Consider the following 21,078-nt stretch of genomic DNA (forward strand, 5'->3'; position numbering starts at 1 on the left):
GAGGATAATATTTTCGAATGGTCCTTATTAAATCATCAGAAATCAAATCAAAACATATGAACAAACTGAAAACTAAACTTCAATTTTTGGCAGTAATCCTTCTGCTTTCTTCTTGCGGAAGCGCGGAGAAAAAGGAGAAAACCGCTACTGAAGCTGAGCCAAAGGGGATTGTAGGTAAAGAGGTTACTTACGCTACAGATTCTACGCAAATGAAGGGGTACATCGCTTACGATGCTGATATAGAAGGCAAACGACCTGGTGTGCTCGTGGTTCACGAATGGTGGGGACACAATGAATACGTTCGAGAAAGAGCCGATATGCTTGCCAAATTGGGCTATGTGGCAATCGCTGTCGATATGTATGGTGATGGTAAGCAAGCTGCGCATCCAAATGACGCTGGTAAATTCTCAGGGCAGGTGTTTGCTAACCTAGATGAGGCGAAAGCCCGTTTTGAAAAGGCAATCGAAACGCTTAAAAACGATCCACATGTAGATCAATCGAAAATTGCTGCCATCGGCTATTGTTTTGGTGGAAGCGTGGTGCTAAGCATGGCCAACGCTGGTTACGATCTTGATGCTGTTGTTGCGTTCCATAGCGGTGTTCAATTGCCAATTCAACCAGAAGAAGGAAAGTTGAAAGCTCGCGTTTTGGTAATGAATGGTGCGGATGACCCATTTGTTCCAAAAGAAACCGTTGAGGCTTTTAAGGCAAGTATGGATGCTGCAAATGCAGACTATGAGTACATTGATTATCCTGGAGCTGTGCATGCTTATACCAGTAAAGCTGCAAACTCTTTGGGCGAAAAATTCAATTTGCCATTGAAGTATAACAAAGAGGCTGATGAAGATTCTTGGGAAAGAATGAAGGCTTTTTTGAAAGAATCGTTTAAATAAAAAGCTTACTTGGGCTTGGGAGAATTTCTTCCAAGCCATTTTCTTATGAAGAAAAAAGAATGCCCTTCCTGCGCTATGGAAATTGATGCCAAAGCCAAAGTTTGCCCAATCTGTCAGTATGAATTTCCTTCCCAGCCCAAAGCGTTCAGTTGGCTGGCAATAATTCTAATTGTGGCGTTATTGCTCTGGATGATTTTTTAAACCTTAATCAGCCTTGGGTACTGATTTCTTCAGGGTTCTTATTTTCCTTTCTTGTTAAAAATTGTTCTAACAAAATAAGCCCAGTTCCCACCATAACCGATACATCGGCCATGTTGAAAATGCCAGTATGCGCAAATTCAAAATCCATGAAAATCATATCAGTAACCGAACCATATAAAATGCGGTCGTAAAGGTTGCCGATTCCGCCTCCAACAATAAATGATAGGCCAACAATGGAAAGTTTGGTAAGGTTTTGCTTTCTCAATAAGAAAACGAAAAGCCCGATCATTACCGCAGCAGGAAGCCCTAAAAGCAACAATTGCTTCATGAAGGGAGAAAGGGAAGAACCCATTCCTAAAAATGCTCCTGTATTTTCCACTTTGGTCAGAATCAAGTTTTCACCGATTACCTCAATTCTTTCGTGTTCCGCAATTTCTTTTCGGGTAATCACTTTTGTTACTTGATCGCAACCGATATTGAGAATGATAATGGCTAAAATGGCTATGATACGGGTGGTATTCGACTTCATGCAATAATTTTATGGCTGCTAAACTAATCAATCAGAGGTCATGTTTCGAGCTAAACCTTCTAAAAGTTCGAATCAAATAATTGAAACCTCGATTCTGACACTCCTCAGCTGTTGAAAATTACCTATAGAATGATGGTAAATGAGGTAATTCCCTGCTTCTCATCAATGTTCAACTCAATCTCTCCATGATGAGCATGAACAATTTGTTTTACCAAACTGAGCCCAACGCCAGAGCCATTTTGCTTGGTTGTGTAAAACGGAATGAACAAGTTTTCTTCAACTTCCTTGGTCATTCCACCTGCATTGTCTTCAACTCGAATCTCCCAATTTGATGGTTGGTTTAGTGGAGCAGCTGTTAATCTGATGAAAGCCTTTTCTTTTCCTTCTAAAGCCTCTTTGGCATTCTTTAGCAAATTGATGATGACTTGTTCCATCAAATCTGGATCGAAGTTCAAAGTAAAGTCACCTTTAGGAATTGAGATTTGAAAATCAATACCAGTAGAGGCGAGTGTAGGTTGAAAAAGCGAAACGATTCTTTGGAAATAAATTTGGCCATTCACAGGTTTGATGTTCGGCAAAGGAATTCGGGTCAGGCTTCTGTAGGCTTGGGTGAAATTCATCAAACCACCGCTTCGGTTTTCAATGGCATCCAAACCATCATGAATGGATTGAAGTTGCTGCTCTGTCAAAGCCTCTTGGTTTTTCTGAGCATTGGCTATCATCATGTTGAGGGTAGAAGAGAGGGAAGTGATAGGCGCTACTGAATTCATAATTTCGTGGGTCAAAACACGAATCAGCTTTTGCCAGGCCATCATTTCGTTTTTATCAAGAGCGCCTCGAATGTCTTGAATAGAAACCAAGCGGTAATGCTTCATTCTAAGTTTAAATTCCGAAACACTGATGGAAAGCTGATACTCTTTACCGTTGATTTGAATTTTTTCAACTCGCGATTCATTGACTTTTAATCCACTAAAAGTTTGAACCAAATTGGAGCTTACCTTTTGAATACTGTCCAAATTGATCAATTCATCTTTGCCAAGCATGTTTTTCAAGGCTTCATTGGCCAAATGGATTCTTCCTTTTTCATCATAAGAAAGTACTCCAATTTTGAGCTGTTGAATTAAAGTTATGATGTAATGGTATTCAGAAGCTTCACGTTGGGAAACCTCATGAAACTTTTCGTTCACCCGATTAAAAGTCTCGTATAACTTTCCGAAGCTCTTGCCCTTGTTGGCCGCTGAATACTTTTGTGTGAAGTCGTTATGTATAATAGCCTCTAAAAATTGAGTAGTATCTCTATTGGTTTTCAGCAAGTAATAGAAAAGCTCAATAATGGCTATGAGTGTAAATAGAACGGTAAAAAATAGCCGAATATAATTAGTGAAAGTCAGTGTGAAATATAGAATTCCAAAAAGGCCTGCTGTAACGAGTATTAGCCTAATTATGATTTGCAGGGCGAAGTTTTTATAGCTCATATTTCTCCATTCTTCGATACATCGCACCTCTACTCAAGCCTAATTCCTGAGCTGCATTGCTAATATTACCTTGATGCTTTTTGATACACTCCTGAACAGCCCATTTCTCAAGTTCTTCAAGATTGAAGCTTTCAAAATCCATGTCGTTGCTTTGATTTTGATCCATTAAACTGAAATCCTGAACATGAAGCTGTTTGCCATCGCTCATGATTACAGCCCTTTCTATGGTATGTTGAAGTTCACGGATATTGCCAGGCCAGTCGTACTTCTGAAGCTTTTTGAGTACATAGTCTGGTACAAAAAGGCCTTTCTTCCCATATTTCGTTTTGAAGGAATTCAGAAAATAATCGGCCAACAATGGAATGTCCTCAATACGTTCGCGAAGCGGAGGAAGTTTGATTTCCACCGTGTTGATTCGAAACAATAAATCCTGCCTGAATTCATCTTCAGAAACCATTTGAGAAAGGTTTGCATTGGTAGCGCAGATCAATCGAATGTCAATATCTCGGTTGTCATTCGAACCTACTGGCGTAATTTTTCTGTCCTGAATAACCCGCAGCATTTTGGCTTGCAATGGCTTGATAAGGTTACCGATTTCATCCAAAAATATAGTGCCATGATGAGCCGCTTCAAACTTGCTCATTCGGTCGGTTTTTGCATCGGTAAAGGCTCCTTTAGTATGCCCGAAAAGCTCACTTTCAAAAAGCGTTTCGGTGATAGCGCCCATATCCACACTCACAAAAACTTCCTGAGAACGCATAGAAGCTCTATGAATGGCCCTGGCTACCAGTTCTTTTCCCGTTCCATTTTCGCCCGTAATTAAAACATTGGCATCAGTTGCGGCAACCTTTTCAATTTGGTTGAAGACTTTTTTAATGCTTTCCGATTCTCCAATGATTTCAGAAAATGGTGCATCGAGCATCGATTTCAAAACCGTTTTTTGAGAAGTAAGCTGTTTGATTTTTTCGTTCAACTCATGCAGTCTGAAAGCGGCAGCTACCGTGCTCAATAGTTTTTCGTTCTGCCAAGGTTTTATGATAAAGTCGAAAGCGCCTTCTTTAATGGCTTCAACTGCCAAATTGATTTCTCCATAGGCGGTTATGAAAACAACGGAAGTTTCGGGCGATAATTCTTTAATGAGTTTTAAATACTTGAGTCCATCGTTGCCAGTGGTTACGCCTGGCTGAAAGTTCATGTCAAGAATGATGACATCATACTGATTTTCGGAAAGGGCCGAAGGAATCTGTTCGGGATTATTGATACCTCGAACATCGGTATATTGCTGTTCCAACAGAATTCTGATGGAAAGCATTACGTAGTTATCATCGTCTACAATCAGTATGCGCCCTTTGTTTTTCATATCTGGCTTTTTGGAGATAATTGTGCCAAGTCGAAAAATGCGGATTTCTCGCCAACAAGGCTAGTCGAAGTTATTGAAAAGTGCCCATTTTTGGGCATTGATGTTTTACGGCTGGACAAAAACTAATTTTATGTTTTGCTTAAAACCGTGTTAATCGCTTCCAATCAGGGATTTTATAAGTTGGTATTGGAATGGCACACAGGTGGACAACTCAAAACAACACAACTAAATTCTTTAAGCCATGCTCAAGAATTATTTTAAACTCGCTATCCGAAATCTCACCAAGAATAAGGTGGTTACAGCTACCAATCTGATTGGCTTAACCTTGGGGATTTCGTGTAGTTTGCTTCTGCTTATTTATGTTAAGTATGAATATTCATTCGATCAGTTTATGCCTGACAGAGAGAATATTTACTTCTTATATGGAAAGCAAACCGGGGCTAATGAAAGAAAAGTAGGGCTTTCTATTGAGAGCGATTTTCAGGATTTAGCGGCTAATTATTCAGGAGTAAAAGAAGCAGCAATGATCAGAAATTCAGCTGCCGATTTCGTGCCCGAAGGTCAAACCGAGAAGAAGATCAATTTGGATTATCTTTTCGCCACAGAGAATTTTTTCAGTTTCTACGGTTTTCCTTTGGTCGAAGGGAATGCCGAAACTGTGCTTTCAGATCCTTCTGCGGTAGTGATTACTGAAAAGACTGCAAAAGCCCTTTTTGGAGACGAAGACGCGATGGGCAAAACGCTGACCATGGCAGGTTCTTCCTTTTCAACAGATCTGATCGTAAGAGGAATTGCTCAAGACATTAAAACTTCACACATTCAATTTGAAGCGATTATTCCATGGAAAATGCGCCTTTCCGATGGTACTCAATTATCGAAAGGCTATCAGTATTCGGTTTATACCTATGTGAAAACTGAAAATGGGGCAGACATCAATCAAATTGAAACGCTTAAAAACGAGAAACTAAAGGAAGAACCAGATTACGATGGAGAATTCAGTTATGGTTTCGTACCCATTTCCGATATGTATTTGGGTACTAGCGATATTCAGTTTATGTCTTTTCGTTCTGGCAATGCCAATTCCACCAAAACACTTTTCTTCATTGCCATTGTCATCTTGTTGGTCGCTTGCATCAATTATGTAAATCTTCAAACAGCCAAAGGAGCAAGGCGTTCGCTCGAAGTTGGCGTACGGAAGGTTTTGGGCGCTCAAAGAAGCCAATTGATTCGCCAATTTTTGGGAGAAGCTTTTCTCATCACTTTTGTGTCTGCTGTTCTTGCCGTTTTGGTAATCGATTTAAGTTTACCTTCTTTCAATCAACTTACAGGTAAGGATTTTGAGATAACAACGCTTTTTGAAGAAGGACTTATTCCTTTCTTAGCGCTTATCGCTTTGTTCACCGCTCTTTTTTCAGGGCTTTATCCTGCTATTGTGCTGTCATCTTTTCAGCCATCAAAAGCTTTAAAGTCTTCAGCCAGAGAATCGCTTAAAGGAGGAAGAGCACGAAAAACCTTAATGCTGATTCAGTTTGTGATTTCTGTATTTCTGGTGGCTGTAACTGCGATTGCTTACAGACAAAATAACTTTATGCACCATAAGGATTTGGGTTTCAATAAGGATCAAGTCATCACTTTCGATATTCAAACCAAAAACTTGAGGAAGAATTACCGAGCATTTCAGCAGGAAATCAATCAATACCCTAGTATCGTATCATCATCGGTCAGTACAGATGTGTTGGGTTCTGGAGGAACGAATAATTCTGGGCCGATGCTTTCAAAAGCCAATCCAGATTTAAGTGCGGTCACCACGATTTTTGGTGTTGATTTCGACTTTATCAAAACCTACGATTTACAAATTTTAGAAGGTCGCGATTTTGATATAAACACCGCTTCGGATTCCAGTGCATTGATTGTCAATGAAGCTTTTGTCAATCAGCTGGGGCTGGAAAATCCTTTGAAAGATGAAGTGGCTTTGTACAGTAATAAGTATCCGGGCATGCGGATTATCGGTGTGGTAAAAGACTTTCATTTTCAAAAGCTTCACCAGAAAATCAATCCTGTTGCTTTTAGAATTGGAGTTAGGAATTTCTGGAATATGTCTGTGCAATTGAAGGCAGAAAACATTGAGCAGACATTGGCTTACCTTGAGAGTAAATGGAATGAATTTGAGCCAGAAACATCATTCGAGTACAGTTTTGTGAATGACGATTTTGCCAGATTCTATCAAAACGAAAACAGAATGGTAAAGGCGACAAGCTTCTTTTCAGTAATAAGTATTGTGCTTACGGCTCTAGGGCTTTTCGGAATGGTGACCTTTGTAATCGAAAGAAAAGTGAAAGAAATAGGGATTAGAAAGGTGCTTGGTGCATCACAATCCAACATCGGGTTTATTGTATTGAAGGAATTCTTGATGGTGCTTGCCGTTTCATTATTCGTGGCGATTCCTTTGGCTATTGTAGCGGGACAAAAGTGGCTCTCAGACTTCGCATATCGAATCTCAATAGGAGTTTTACCTTTTTTATTGGCAGTGAGCCTCGCACTTTTGATAGTGCTAATCACCGTTTGTTTTCAGGCTATAAAAGCTGCAAAAGCGAGCCCAATCAATTCATTAAGATCAGAATAATCAAAACAACAATACTATGTTCAAAAACTACTTTAAAATCGCAATTAGAACCCTTTGGAGAAGCAAAGGCTATGCTCTTATCAATATCCTTGGTCTGGCTATTGGTATCACTGGGGCTACACTACTTTTTACTTATGTAAATGATGAAAATAGCTTCGATAAGTTTCACGCAGATTCAGACAGGATTGCGCGAATTCTTACCGTTCAAAAAGAAAGTGAAGGAGATAGATTCTTTGGTGCTAATCCTGTAATTCAAGCCAAATCGATGGCTGAAGAACTGCCTGAAGTTGAAAACTACACCACGCTTCAACAGGTTGGTGGGCATTTGGATTTAAACATTGAAGGAAGACGCTTTTCGGAAAGAGGCTATTATATAGTCGATAATAATTTCTTCAAGATTTTCAGTTTCGAATTGCTTAGGGGAGAGCGTTCACAAGTTTTGGCTCAGCCCAATTCAATGGTCATAACCGAATCTGAAGCCATTAAGCTTTTCGGCACAACAGACGTAATTGGTACAATCGTTAAAGCTCCCTTTGCGGGAGAATTTCAAATTACGGGTATTGCTGAAGATGTTCCAGAGAACTCACATCTTCAATTTGATGTACTGATTACAATTAACCTTACGAACCGTGGTTGGCAAAACAAACAGACTTCATGGAATAGCTTTGGCGGCAGTTCTTATTTACTGATGTCTCCTAATGCAGATTTAAAGGCGGTTGAATCGAAACTGAATTCTATTTCAGATGAAAGAATGGGGCCTCAAATGAAGGATTTGGTGAACTTTAAACTGCAGTCTTTGGCCGATATTCACTTTGGTTCAAAAGGAGTTGAATATGCTGTGGATGATAATCGAGGAGATAAAAGTTACAGCACCATTTTTACATTTATTGCCATTTTCCTTTTGGTTATTGCTGCCGTGAACTACATGAATTTGGCTACTTCAAAATCAGTTTTCAGGGCAAAAGAAATTGGTGTTAGAAAAGTAGTTGGTGCGGTGAAGCAACAATTGGTTTTTCAGTTTTTGGTGGAATCATTCATGATTGCCCTTATCGCTTTGGTGATTAGCATTGGGTTAATCGATTTGATTATGCCTTTGTTCAATGATTTAACAGGAAAGACTTTTGAATTTAGCTGGAGCAACTTGAATCAACATCTTCCATTATTGCTGATTACAACCGGTGCTGTGGGAATTTTATCTGGAATTTACCCTGCAGTTTTCATGACTTGATTTAAGCCAACGGATGTTCTCAAAGGCGAAAAAATGGCTGGTGGTTCGGTTAACTTAAGAAAGATGTTGGTCGTTTTTCAGTTCTTCCTTTCCATAGTTATGGTGATTTGTACGATTGTGGTAACCCAACAAATGAACTTCGTTCAAAGTAAAAACCTTGGTTTCAATGAAGATAATCTTCTGGTGATTGACATCAACAATGGTGCGGTTCGTCCGGTGTTTAAAACCATGCGTTCTGAATTCGAAAAAATCCCAGGTGTTCAGGTTACAGGAGTTTCTTCAAAAGTGCCTGGCGATTGGAAAGGCATTGATGATTTTACCGTAAGTAAAATGGGGTCGAGCGATTCTACTAAGGTTTTCTACATGAGCTTTGATGAAAACATGGTGAAAGCTTATGACTTTGAATTGGTGGATGGTGAATATTTCTCAGGAAATGACCAGTCCGATAGTACTAAAATTTTGCTGAACGAAACCGCAGTAAGAACCTTAGGGCTTGAAAATCCAATAGGCAGCACAATTCAGTTTAATGGAGATGGAGCCGGGAATTATACCGTGATTGGCGTATTTAAAGACTTCAACTTTAAATCATTGCATGAGGAAATTGAGCCGATCATCATTGGAGCTTGGAACAATCAGGCTTCTGTGATTGACTACTTCACTTTGAAGTTCTCTGGCAATGCTGATGATGTAATCGCAAGCGCCATGAAAGTTCACGAGCAGTTCGATCAGAGAACCGCCATGGAATACCATTTTCTAGATAAGCAGCTCGATTTATTCTACCAAACTGAATCACGCGCTATGGATATTTTCAAAGCGGGAGCGGGCCTCAGCATTTTCATTGCTTGTTTGGGCTTATTTGGTTTGGCTTCTTTCACTGTTCAAAAAAGAGTAAAAGAATTAGGCATCAGAAAAGTATTGGGTGCCAGCGAATGGACGATTTTCTACCTGCTTTCCAGCTCATTTACAAAGCAAGTTTTACTGGCTTTTCTGGTGGCGGCTCCTGTGGCATATTTCATTATGAGCAATTGGTTAGAAAATTTCAAATATCGCGTAAGCATTGGCATTGGCGTATTTCTTTTGGCAGGCGTGGGTACACTCATCATTTCCATTCTTACGGTGAGTTACAGAACCATGAAAGCGGCCAACAGCAATCCAATAAAATCATTGAGAAGCGAATAGTTGCTGTTTTGATTACTTAACCTTGAAGGGCTCAGGATTATTCTTGAGCCTTTTTTATTGCCCGAATTCAGGGCTTGCTCATGCTTTGGATTAATTCATTTTTCATATTTTTCACTTTTTTTCTTCCTCATGTAAGAATTCACCGCTTTGCAGGTACTAGTATAAGTGAGTGAAAGCAAAATGACAGAACACGAACGCAATCAAATATTCGATCATTGGCTAAGCCTTCATAAAGGGCTTCTCTTTAAAGTAATAAGGGCTTACGCCTTTACTGCGGAAGATAGAGAAGACCTTTTTCAGGAAATAACCATCCAGATTTGGAGGTCGGTGCCCAATTTCAAAGAACAATCTGCAGTAAGTACTTGGCTTTATCGGATTGCGCTCAATGTAGCCATCAAATGGACAACAAGGGTGGGACGGTACCACGATACCCATGAGCCTATGGTGGAAGATCACGGTTTATTGAAGGAAATGGATCATCCAGATCCGAGATTATCGTGGCTCTACGAACAAATTGCCCAACTCAATGCGGTAGATCGCTCGCTTACGCTACTGTTGCTCGATGGTTTCAGTTATAAAGAAATGGCCCAAATGATGGGGATTTCAGAAAGTAATGTGGGCGTAAAAATTAACCGTATCAAAAAACATTTGATCAAAAAATCTGAAAAACATGGAGTTTGAAGAGATGAAAAAAATATGGGATGCTCAGAATAATCAAACGCTTTATGCGATTGATCATGAGGGCTTACATCGAAGAATTATGGCTAAAAAGCAGGGCACCAAGCGTACCACAAATTGGATTGAGCTTTTGCTCATCGTGGTAAATATGGCTTCAGGAAGCTTCGTTATAATTACTCATTACATGAAAAATAGCCAAAACTATCTTGGGATGGCTTTTGGAATGGCAATGGTTCTGGTTGGCTTCTATATTCTTGGGTTACGTATCAAGCGTATTAAAAACGATCGGCAAACGGATTTATCTATTTTAGGAGATTTGGACAACGCCATCGAGAACATTAACTACAGAGTTAAGCTTTCAAAGTCAATGTTGGGGTATTACATATTTGTGGCTGGATTTTCCATCTACACAATATACGAGCGAAATGGATTCGGAACTTCGCTCATACTAGTAACCGCGTTTTTCGTTTTGGGCCTTTTCCTTTCCCGTTGGGAACACCGCAAGGTTCATATGGGCAAAAAGAATCAGTTAGTGAGAATGAGAGAAAAGCTTGTTAACGAACTCGATATCGACTAAAGCGCTCTAGTCAATTTCAAAATCTTATTTATCAATTAAAATCAAGGCTGCTTTTGGCCATGCTGGCGAAGCTATGCCCGAATTATAAAATCAAAACAACACAATTATGGGAAGAATAATATGCATCATCATGCTCAGTATAAGTTTGAGCCTGAGTTTAAAAGCACAGAATATCGAAGGCGATTGGAGTGGAAAGGTTCAATTGGGAGAAAGTGAGATGGTTTTCATCTTCCATATCCAGAAGGAAGGAACGTTCTATTCTAGCACAATGGACATTCCAACGCAGGGAGTAAAAGGTGTTAAAACAAAGTCTACAAGTTTCAAAAACGATAGTTTACACATTGACGGCACCACTTTTGGATTTGAGTACAAAGGCATTCTAAATTCAGAAACGGGTGAGTTTAAAGGTCATTTCTTTGAAAATGTGAATTCGGTTCCTTTATCCTTAAGGAATGAGGAAATTGAGGTGGCACCAAGAAAAAAGCGACCTCAAGAACCAGAAGCTCCATTTCCTTACCGTGTAGAAGAAGTTTCTTTTAGAAATGAAAAGGCAAAAGTCACTTTAGCGGGAACACTTACTTTACCTCAGGGAGAAGGTAGATTTCCCGCAGTACTCTTAATCACAGGTAGCGGTCCTCAAAACAGAGACCAAGAAATTTTCGGCCATAAATCATTTTTGGTTTTAGCCGATTACCTTACCCGAAAAGGCATTGCAGTTTTGCGTTACGATGATAGGGGAGTGAACGGTTCTTCAGGGAATTTCACAGAAGCTACTACAGCAGATTTTGCCGAGGATGCTGAAAATGCAATTGCGTATTTGAAAGGTAGAAAAGAAATCGATGCAAAGCACATTGGAATTATTGGCCATAGTGAAGGTGGAATTATTGCACCTAAAGTAGCCAATGAAACGCATGATGTAGCATTCGTAGTTTCTATGGCCGGAACAGGTATTTCTGGTGCTGAGCTTTCTACCAGACAAGGAATTACAATGCGCGGTTTTCCTGTAGCTGATGAAGCTGCTTATGAAAAATATGTTCGCGAAGCCATTGAAATTGCCAGAAAAGACGGGGAAATCGAAGAAGTGAGAAGGGAACTAAAGGAGTTTTACCTGAACTCTGATTTTATTCAAACCATGGTTCCTGAGGCGAGCCGCGAAAAGGTTGTTTCGGATTTGGTCACTGCCCGCACCACGCTTTGGATTCGCTATTTCTATAACTACAACCCAGCCGATGAATATGCGAAATTGAAAATCCCTGTACTGTCATTAAATGGCACAAACGATGTTCAAGTAGAAGCTGAGCCTAATCAAAATGGAATACGCAAAGCCTTGGAACAGGCAGGCAATGAGGATTTTACCATTAAGACTTATCCAGGATTAAATCACATGTTCCAAGAAAGTAAAACAGGTCAAATGAATGAATATTCAAAGATTGATCAAACGCTTTCCCCAGTGGTTTTAGAAGATATTTCTAACTGGATTTTAAAGCGTGTGAAATAGATAGTTAGAGGTCGTCTCAAAATGCTGCATAGTGATCGGCAATGATTTCACCTTAAAAGCTTTTCGAGTTAGCAATAAACGAATCGAGGTTTATACGAGCAATTCCACTTTTTTGAGACGGTCTTTTATTTCAATTCAACAATTTTAGAAGCTCAACTTTTGTAAAGCTCGACAAAAAAGTAGGTTCATCGATAATCAATTTGTCAACCAAATCCTTCTTGTGGCTTTGTAACTGCATGATTTTTTCTTCAACAGTATTTGGGCAAATCATACGGATGGCGGTTACATTCTTCTGTTGACCAATACGATGTGCGCGGTCAATCGCCTGATTTTCTACCGCTGGATTCCACCATGGGTCAACCAGATAAACATAATCTGCTTCAGTTAAATTAAGCCCTGTTCCACCGGCTTTCAAACTGATCAGAAATACCTTGATTTCGGGGTCGTTTTGGAAACGAGCAACTACTTCTTCACGGTTTTTGGTGCTGCCCGTAAGCACAACATATTTAATATTACGCTGATTTAATTCAGTTTGAATCAGATCGAGCATGCTTACGAATTGAGAGAAAACAAGCATTTTATGATGTTCAGCATTGGTTTCTATCTGTTCTAAAAGGGATTGAATTTTAGATGAAGTTTCTTCGGTTGAAAGATCTTCAGCTTTGAGCAGTTTGGCCGAATTACAAATTTGCCTCAATTTGGTTAACCCTTTCAGCGCATTCATAGGATGCTTTTCTATTTCTTCATCAGCTGTGGCAGAAATGTACTCTCTGAATTCCTTTTCATAAGCATCATAAACTTTTCGCTGCTCTTTGCCCATTTCGCAATAAAGCACCTGTTCTGTCTTTTCGGGCAATTCTTGAGCTACCTGTTGCTTGGTTCTTCTAAGTAGAAAAGGTGAAACTTTTTGCTGCAAATCCCGCGCATTATTACTGCTTTTGAACTTATCAATAGGAACAGAATACAAGAATTTGAACCGCTGCTTGCTCCCCAAAAGACCAGGGCAAGCAAATGAAAATTGGCTGTATAAATCGAAGGTGTTGTTTTCAACAGGCGTTCCTGTAATCGCAATTCTATTTCTGGCTTTCAACAGTCTAGCCGCTTTGTATCGTTGAGATTCTGGATTTTTAATCTGCTGAGATTCATCTAAAAAGATATAGTTGAAAGTGAATTTCTTTAAATAGTTTATATCGGTAATGAGCGTATTGTACGAGATCAAAACCACTTCATTTTTGCTGAATTCGTCAGAATCTTTTGTTCGGTCTGGCCCTTGTAAAGTCAGCACTTTTAGGTTAGGCGCAAACTTTTTGATTTCCGCTTTCCAATTGAAAATAAGAGTGGTTGGGACAACCAAAAGGTTAGTGTTTTGCTCTACTTTTTGGCTTTGTAAAAGCATGAAAGCAATAATCTGAATGGACTTTCCCAAACCCATATCATCAGCTAAACAGCCGCCAAAGTTGAAGTTGTCCAGAAAATTAAGCCAATTCAGCCCTTCGCGTTGGTAGGGTCTGAGTTCTCCTTTTAGTTCAGCGGGTACATCGATATTTTCAATTGAACTGAAATTTTCCATTTTGGAGCGATAAAGCTGAACTTCTTCAAAAGCAGGCTCATCCAGCATTTGGGCTTCAAAAAGACGGTCTATCGCAGTGAAATTAACTTTTGGAATGATCAGGTTTTCATCGTCAAAAATTTCACCTTCTTGAAAATACTCCGCGAATTTCTCAATCCATTCTTCTGGTAAAATGCCATAAGTGCCATCGTCTAGCTGAACATACTTGCTCTTATTTTTTACCGCTACATGTACTTTTTTAATAGAAGCGTGTTTTTTGCCATAGCTAACGTTCACATCTACATTAAACCAATTTTGGCCGCTCAATACCTTGATGTCAATTTTGCCTTTGAAAGGGTTGATCTTATTATTCTTTAGTTGATTGAAACCTAAAATGGTAATGCCGCTTTCACGCCAAGCTTCAAAGGCGTTCAGAAACCAATTCTCATCTAAAAAATCGCGTTTATGGAGATACAAATATTGAAGCGGATTTTCCAGTTGTTCTCTAAATTCAGGGTGTTGCTTCACCAAAGTGGAAAGAAATGCGATTTCTCTTTCTGTATCCCGTTTCACCAAAAATTGCTTTCCACGGTCGTCTACACCATAAACCTGCCGATGTGAGCGAATTGAAACCTCAACATCGCTGTACCGCATCACGGGGATGATCATCACATATCGGCCAAAATCAGAAAGATAAACCAACTGTTCCAAGTCATCAACAAAGCCATAGCGTGTCAATTGTTTGGTGTTGGCTACGGGAATGTGCTGATATTCTACTTTGATTTTCTCATCGATTTTATCCAGAAACTCTGCTTTAAAAGTTTTGAATTTGGAAGCGTGAACAATCAGGTTACTTGCTTTTTCTTTCAGAATATGAATGAGCTTCAGCACAGGCAAACTGTCTATCAAAAACAGTTGATTGCCCATTTTTAGAAAGTAGGCGTACTTTACTTCAAAATCTTTAAACTCATATTGTTTGTTATCAATTTTAATTTGAAGCGATAACTCATATACGCCTTTTCCCTGATTTACATGTAGTGCGAATTCACAATGGGTTTCACCCAAATGAATTTCTGAAATGGCATTGGCTACTAAGTTCTCTGAAATTTCAGCGTCATGAACAAAAAATGGGTAACTTAAAGGGTTCTTGACCAAGGCTTTTAAAGCAATCAAATCCGCTTCTGCAATATCTGCTTCTGCCTTACTTCTAAAACGGTCCACAGCCACCATAAATTTCAGTTCATCGGGATTGGTAAGGTTCCATATAAAATCCTGAATGTTCAGAGCATTTACAGGATTTTTGATTTTCCCTTCTTTCGTTCTAGGCGAAAGGCAAATTTCAAGTTGAAGGTGCTTATAATATTTGTGCTGCTTTATCAGAATGAAACAATCTTCGGGATTAGGCTTGTTCAATTCTGATGGCGAATCCGATTCTGGAACCACTTTTTGTTCCATGGCTTGGAGGCTTTCTTTCGAAAGAGGAATCAAACCTTTTTCTACCGGTAGAATAGACAACTGAAACTGAGAATAACGAACCTGGAAATAGGAATCCAAATCGGTTTCATTTTCTAATCCGTAGAGTTTGGCGGTTTGTTTCAGTTGATTAAATCTAAGTTTAGCATCAAAGAAGATCAGGAAATCTTCATTTCTGAAAATGGCAGCTAATGCTTTGGCTTCGTGAACACATAACCGCGAACTCGTGGAGTCACAGTCGCAAAATAGCTCGATTCTATGCTGGTTTTGAACCACAGTAACCTGATGAAGTGAACCTTGATCATGGATTTGAAAAGAAGCCAAATCTATATCGATAGCCTCAGGATGCACGCGTAGAATCTCGCCTGTATGATCATGAATAAAACCCAAAAAATGAAGGTTGAGATAGGATTTAGCACTTTCAAGCCCATTTGGCGCAAAGGCAAATCGGTGATTATAGGTTTCAGAAAGTGAATTATCCGAAGGTTGTGTCATGAACAGGTGCAGAAAATACTTGGACCCGCAACTTAAGTATTGAAATCCATTATCACTACAATTCTAAATCAATTAGCGCGAGAATCAAAAGGACATTTCAACGGTTCAAATTTCTTCAGATTGTTAATTTTATTACTTGTACATAAGTGAAAGAAATATTTCTTTTATATTTGTGTAACTAATAATCCTTATACTATGAAAGGAACATATTTAGGTGAGTTTGAAGAACTGGTATTACTGACCACAGGCGCGCTTTATCCTGAAGCTTACGGAGTTGGCATTATGGATGAAATTAAAAAGGAGACGAGCCGAACAGTGAATATCAGTGCGATTCATTCAGCATTAAGAAGATTGGAAGAAAAGGGTTTTGTGAAATCCTATATGGGTGGAGCAACCAATGAAAGGGGAGGCCGGAGAAAGCGCATTTTCGAACTTACACAATACGGTAAAAAAGCTTTGGACGAAGCGCAATCACTCAGGTTGAAGCTTTACGATAGAATACCAGACATATCTTTTGGCAATTGATGGATAATAAGGTCAATATAAATCCACCAAGTTGGGCACAGCGCTTTTTAAAGTTCTACTGCAAGCCTCAGTTTCTCGAAGAAATTGAAGGTGACTTGTACGAGCTTTTCGAAGTAAGGTGCGATGCCAATGGATATCAAAAAGCGCGTCTCCTTTTCATCTGGGATGTGCTGCGGTTTTTCAAATGGTCGAATATTAAAACAACACAAAGGTTAAACTCAAATATCATTAGTATGACACGCAACAATTTTAAAATTGCTGCCAGAGTGCTCTGGAAGCAGAAAACCAACACCATTTTAAACATTGGAAGTATCGCCATTGGTTTGGCGTGCTTTATTCTCATCTCATTGTATGTTCAGCAAGAATTGACATACGATGCTTTTCATGAAAAAGGCGATAGAATTTATAGGGTTTGGGCTCGAGAAGACTATGGTCATGGTCAAACTTTCTTCTACACCGAATCGGCTTTGCCTTTAGCTCCAGCGCTTAAAGCCAATATGCCGGAAGTTGAATCAGCTGTTCAGTTTGATCGAGCTCAGTATTTGGTGGGTGAAGGTGAAAATCGATTGAATGAAGTGGTGATTTTTACCAGTCCCGATTTCTTTAATGTTTTCAGTTTTCCTGTGGTTAGAGGAAGGCAGCAAAATCCGTTGGAAGACAGAAATTCGATTGTTTTAAGTGAACGCTACGCCACCAAGTATTTCGGAGAACAAGAAGCTATAGGTAAAACCTTGGTGCTTCAAATTGGTGAAGAAAAAAGGAATTATACCGTTTCAGCTGTTATTCAAAATCCACCGCTCAATTCTGGTTTTCAGTTGGATATGGTGATTTCCAACGAAAATAAAGAGCTGTTTTACTCCAAAGGAGCGCTCAATAATTGGTTCAATATTTCACCCGAAACCTATGTGCTGTTAAAAGAAGGCACTGCCGCACAGCAAGTTGAAGCCAAACTGCCCCAGATGATTGAAACGGTTTTAGGCGATGAACTGGAAGAAGGTACTTTCGAACTCGGTTTGCAACCCTTAACGGATATTCATTTAAATCCAGAATTCCCAACAGGGGAGGTTCCTGTGGGCAACCCAAAATACATTTATGTATTGGGAACCATAGGCTTATTGGTTTTAGTAATTGCTTGTATCAACTATACAACCCTTTCAACCGGGCAATCTATTAAAAGAGCGAAAGAAGTTGGCGTTCGTAAAGTTGTGGGAGCACAGAAATCGGGTTTGGTTTGGCAATATCTTTCTGAAAGTATCTTGATTGCACTTTTTGCTACCATCATAGGTGTGGTTTTAGCAAATTTAGCTTTGCCAACGTTTAACGACTTAGCCAGCACTGAACTTGTACTCCCGTTTAATTCTAGCAGTGTTTTACTTTATTTAGCGATAGCTTTAACCGTTGGGTTTGCTACTGGCATTTATCCTGCCTTCGTGCTTTCTAAACTTAAATTAACTGCTGTATTGAGAGGAGGGGGGCAAAGTGCTTCAGGAGCAAATTGGTTAAGAAAATCACTAGTAGTTTTTCAACTTTTGCTCACCATTTTCTTGATTTCTGGAACGCTAATTATGAGACAGCAGCTCGGTTTTTTGCAGTCGAAAGATTTGGGATATGAGCAAAATGCAATGGTATCTGTCAATCTATATCCAAGCTCTTCGGAACGAAGGGTTTTTGATCAGATCAACTCAGGGTTTGAAAATGCCAAATTGTTGAAAGCTGAGCTGGAGCAGAATCCTCAAATTTCTCATATTGGCGCAGGAACTCATATTTTCGGAAGCTCAGGCTGGACGCATGCGGGTTTTACAGACAATCAAGATCAGTTCAGGCAGTTTTACTTATTGATTACCGACCCTTATTACATTTCGGGTTTTGATATCAAAATTAAAGAAGGAAGAGATTTTAATCCTGAATTGGATTTAGACGAACGCGAATCTATCATTATCAATCAAGCGGCAGCCGATTATTTTGGCTTAGAAGATCCGATTGGTAAAAAATTGCCCGGTTCTGAATTCAGCAACCACAGGATTATTGGCGTAACGGAAGACTTCAATTTTCAATCGTTGCACACGAAGGTTGAGCCTTTGGTTATCACCCAAAACGGTGAAATGATTTTTAAAGGAATTTCAGACATTACCATTAGTAGTAACCCAATTCCCAAGATATTCTTTAACTATTCTGGAGAAAACCTTTTAGATGTTCAAACTGCTCTAGAAACAGCTTGGGCGAAAACCTTTAAGAATGAAGAATTGGTATATGAATTTGTGGATGAAAAGCTTAGACATCAATACGAAAATGAAGCAAGGGTAAACAAAATTGCAGGGATAGCTACCGTAATCAGTATTCTGATCGCTTCTTTTGGTTTGCTTGGTTTAACTATTTTGATGGTGAATACAAAAGTGAAGGAGATAGGAATTAGAAAAGTGCTTGGCGCTTCGCCTGTCACTATTATGAATATTCTATTGAAGCAATTTAGTTTGCAACTGATAGTGGCATTTTTCATTTCCATCCCTGCCACTTGGTATATTATGAATCAATGGCTCAGCGACTTTGCCTACCGGATTCAGATTGGAGTTGTGGTATTTATTTTGAGCGGAGCTTTGGCATTTTTGCTGATGATTCTGGTAATTGGATATCATGCCATTCGTGCTTCTCGCATCAATCCAGTTCGGGCTCTTAGAGCTGAGTAGAAATAAAAAAAGCCAGAGATCAGAATGCTGTCTCTGGCTTTTGTTTAAGTACTGATTTTCAAAATATTATGGTTTTCTAAAGACAAACCTCAACTTCTGATCAGCGCCATCCGAAACTACGGCAGTCAGTTCTGATTCATTTAATCTATATTCTATAACTTTTGGAAAGTCATGATCCGGATTTTCGGCCTTAAAGCCTTGAGAATCTATTGATTTGATTTTGAAAAAAGTGGGTTCTGCATTTTCCTTTACATCAGCTACATAGAAAGCTTGACCCTCTTTAATTTCCAGTTTAAGCAATTCTTTAAAAGTTGTATCCTGACCTTTCATTGAAAAACCGATGCCTGAAAACAGGCTGTCCGATTCCTTCTTCCAAATTTCAAAAGCGGAAGAACCAACTTTTGTATTGGTGCGTTCCCAAGTTCCTAAAAGCCACTCAAATTGCTCCAAGGAATGGTTTTGCGGTGGTTTTTCATAGGCCGAAATCATGAAGAAACCAAGAATGAAAATGCTTAGAGATTTCATGGTTTCACTTTGTTTCTAATAATTTCTGCAAAGGTTTTACCTTCAATTTTAGCGTCTAACCAGCTAATGATATCAAAGTATAAAAGGGTTTTGCGTGCATATGGATCTTCTTCCAAGCGCTCCAGCTTTTCCTTTAAACCTTTAAAACCTTTCTTCAATTCCTGAGGATAAATGCCTCCTAAATTTTGTAGAAAGTCCAATATGGTTTTCTGAAAAGCTCCTAAGTTTTCTTGCTGTTTTAAATAGCCATAAGCCGATTGAAGTTTACGTTCCAATTGATTTTCATTGGCTTGTTCATATTCCATAATCAAGCTGATGATGCGTGCAAAACCTTTTAAATCACTTCTGATTTTGTCGCCATCATGTATCAGAATGTTGCAGTAATGTTCAGCTTTCTCGTAATCTTCAAGCGCGAAAAAATACACGCTGGCCTTATAATAAATTACCGTTCGGTTGTGCTTGTCAAAAATGTCAGCATTAGCCTCAATTTCGGTGAGCATTTGATCTACGGTATCTAAATGTTCTTCAAATTCAGCAGTGAGAAATATGAGATTGAAGGTTTGAATGGCCTTGTATTTCAATAACAACATTTGGGTGTTACTGGCCATACTTGCCAATTGCTTCTGCTCAAAATCTAAAAAGCTGTTATAGTATTTTCTGAACTTTTCGCGGTTGTTAATTCTGAAAGTCGATTGAAGTAATCGGTTTAAGCCTTTTAAATAACCAGCTCTTCGTTTCTGATCCAATCCCGTTTCTTGGAAAATGGAGACCCATTTTTCGGCATAAAGAACACAAGCTTCAAAGTCGTAGGAAAGATAAGAGAACCAGTAAAAAGCTCTATAGAGATAGAATTTTTCGTTGAAGGCCAATTTATCTTCTTCGTATTCTGGCAGGCTGGTATAGAAAAGCGCCTTCAGATTGTTCATCTCCTTATCATTTTTCACCATGCCTCGCTCAATAAATCGAGCTTTCATTTTAATGGCTAGGGTGAAGAATTGCTGAACATTATCGAACCTTTTCATCGATAAGCGATACTCCTTGTCGAGCTGATCTACATAATCCTCTTCCAGATCGAAAACCTGTTGAGAACGTATCTGTTTCTCGTAATCCAGAATAGCCAGTTGAAAAAGGTCTTTCCTATAATTTCCAGTAATGTTTTTGGCGCGGTTCAACAATCGGAGACTCTGCTCATAAAGTCCTTTTTTATACAAAACCCGAATATAATCGAGCTGTTCACGCAAATGAATATCAATATCCTGCTTCAAGCTATTCACGCGAAGGCTGGCCAATACTTGTCCATACAGATGCGATTTTAAGTTGGAGAACTGAGTTTTGCTCATTCCCTTCATTTTCTTCAAAATCACTTCTTCATCATAATCTTTGAGCTTCTCCATAATATCGAAAAGCTTAATGTACTTGGCTGTACTTGCGTCTCCCGAACGATTGGCAAAAAGCTTAAAACTCCGTTTTTCGGATTTTGTCAATGAATGGATCAAATCAAAGAGTAGGCGTTCTCCAGAACCTTTGGACATCTTATAAAAATTCCTTTTAAATAATTGAAAATCAGTTGATTGTGCTTTTATTGA

Annotated in this window: 16 protein-coding genes; 10 read left to right on the forward strand and 6 right to left on the reverse strand. The window is 39.1% G+C overall.

The features are described 5' to 3' along the window. Window positions 1-56 precede the first annotated feature (56 nt). Complete coding sequence (locus ACXACJ_RS07105; RefSeq protein ID WP_475133650.1) at window positions 57-893, forward strand: dienelactone hydrolase family protein; 837 nt, start codon at window positions 57-59, stop codon at window positions 891-893. A 45-nt stretch (window positions 894-938) separates the two neighbouring features. Then, window positions 939-1,094 (forward strand): hypothetical protein, encoded by a 156-nt coding sequence (locus ACXACJ_RS07110; protein ID WP_475133651.1) that lies wholly within the window; start codon window positions 939-941, stop codon window positions 1,092-1,094. 7 nt (window positions 1,095-1,101) lie between these two features. Here ACXACJ_RS07110 and lspA read toward each other — a convergent pair whose 3' ends face one another. The 3 genes from lspA to ACXACJ_RS07125 form a co-directional block, all read right to left on the reverse strand. Next, a complete protein-coding gene (gene lspA, locus ACXACJ_RS07115; protein ID WP_475133652.1) occupies window positions 1,102-1,623 on the reverse strand; it encodes a signal peptidase II in 522 nt (173 codons plus the stop codon). A gap of 122 nt (window positions 1,624-1,745) precedes the next feature. After that, window positions 1,746-3,098, reverse strand: coding sequence for a sensor histidine kinase (locus tag ACXACJ_RS07120; protein WP_475133654.1), 1,353 nt, complete (start codon window positions 3,096-3,098; stop codon window positions 1,746-1,748). Then, window positions 3,088-4,458 carry a sigma-54-dependent transcriptional regulator gene (locus ACXACJ_RS07125; RefSeq protein ID WP_475133655.1) on the reverse strand — a complete coding sequence of 457 codons (1,371 nt, stop codon included), beginning with the start codon at window positions 4,456-4,458 and terminating at the stop codon, window positions 3,088-3,090. Before ACXACJ_RS07125 ends, ACXACJ_RS07120 begins: the two co-directional genes overlap by 11 nt. A 241-nt stretch (window positions 4,459-4,699) precedes the next feature. On the opposite strand from ACXACJ_RS07125, the gene ACXACJ_RS07130 reads away from it, so the two are divergent. From ACXACJ_RS07130 to ACXACJ_RS07155, 6 genes are all read left to right on the forward strand, one after another. Then, window positions 4,700-7,081, forward strand: a complete 2,382-nt coding sequence (locus tag ACXACJ_RS07130) for an ABC transporter permease (protein WP_475133656.1) — start codon at window positions 4,700-4,702, stop codon at window positions 7,079-7,081. A gap of 16 nt (window positions 7,082-7,097) precedes the next feature. After that, complete coding sequence (locus tag ACXACJ_RS07135) at window positions 7,098-8,309, forward strand: ABC transporter permease (RefSeq protein ID WP_475133657.1); 1,212 nt, start codon at window positions 7,098-7,100, stop codon at window positions 8,307-8,309. Between the two features lie 33 nt (window positions 8,310-8,342). Then, window positions 8,343-9,488: an ABC transporter permease gene (locus tag ACXACJ_RS07140; protein ID WP_475133658.1), complete on the forward strand. Its 1,146-nt coding sequence runs from the start codon at window positions 8,343-8,345 to the stop codon at window positions 9,486-9,488. Window positions 9,489-9,668: 180 nt separating this feature from the next. Then, window positions 9,669-10,169, forward strand: a complete 501-nt coding sequence (locus tag ACXACJ_RS07145; RefSeq protein WP_475133659.1) for an RNA polymerase sigma factor — start codon at window positions 9,669-9,671, stop codon at window positions 10,167-10,169. Continuing rightward, the gene (locus ACXACJ_RS07150; RefSeq protein WP_475133660.1) at window positions 10,159-10,743 is read left to right on the forward strand and encodes a hypothetical protein; all 585 of its coding nucleotides are present in this window, start codon (window positions 10,159-10,161) and stop codon (window positions 10,741-10,743) included. The genes ACXACJ_RS07145 and ACXACJ_RS07150 overlap by 11 nt, the downstream gene beginning before the upstream one ends. A 106-nt stretch (window positions 10,744-10,849) precedes the next feature. Next, window positions 10,850-12,241 carry an alpha/beta hydrolase family protein gene (locus tag ACXACJ_RS07155; RefSeq protein WP_475133661.1) on the forward strand — a complete coding sequence of 464 codons (1,392 nt, stop codon included), beginning with the start codon at window positions 10,850-10,852 and terminating at the stop codon, window positions 12,239-12,241. A 130-nt stretch (window positions 12,242-12,371) separates the two neighbouring features. Here ACXACJ_RS07155 and ACXACJ_RS07160 read toward each other — a convergent pair whose 3' ends face one another. Beyond that, window positions 12,372-15,758 (reverse strand): DEAD/DEAH box helicase, encoded by a 3,387-nt coding sequence (locus ACXACJ_RS07160; protein ID WP_475133662.1) that lies wholly within the window; start codon window positions 15,756-15,758, stop codon window positions 12,372-12,374. 195 nt (window positions 15,759-15,953) lie between these two features. On the opposite strand from ACXACJ_RS07160, the gene ACXACJ_RS07165 reads away from it, so the two are divergent. After that, window positions 15,954-16,283 (forward strand): PadR family transcriptional regulator, encoded by a 330-nt coding sequence (locus ACXACJ_RS07165; protein WP_475133663.1) that lies wholly within the window; start codon window positions 15,954-15,956, stop codon window positions 16,281-16,283. Further along, on the forward strand, window positions 16,283-18,967 hold the full coding sequence (locus tag ACXACJ_RS07170; RefSeq protein WP_475133664.1) for an ABC transporter permease: 2,685 nt from the start codon (window positions 16,283-16,285) through the stop codon (window positions 18,965-18,967). The genes ACXACJ_RS07165 and ACXACJ_RS07170 overlap by 1 nt, the downstream gene beginning before the upstream one ends. Window positions 18,968-19,033: 66 nt before the next feature. Here ACXACJ_RS07170 and ACXACJ_RS07175 read toward each other — a convergent pair whose 3' ends face one another. Next, entirely contained in the window at window positions 19,034-19,492 is a 459-nt protein-coding gene (locus ACXACJ_RS07175; RefSeq protein WP_475133665.1) for a DUF6265 family protein, read from the reverse strand. After that, window positions 19,489-21,024, reverse strand: coding sequence for a hypothetical protein (locus ACXACJ_RS07180; RefSeq protein WP_475133666.1), 1,536 nt, complete (start codon window positions 21,022-21,024; stop codon window positions 19,489-19,491). The genes ACXACJ_RS07175 and ACXACJ_RS07180 overlap by 4 nt, the downstream gene beginning before the upstream one ends. Window positions 21,025-21,078: the final 54 nt, after the last annotated feature.

The organism is Roseivirga sp. AWQ4_251, assembly GCF_056158225.1.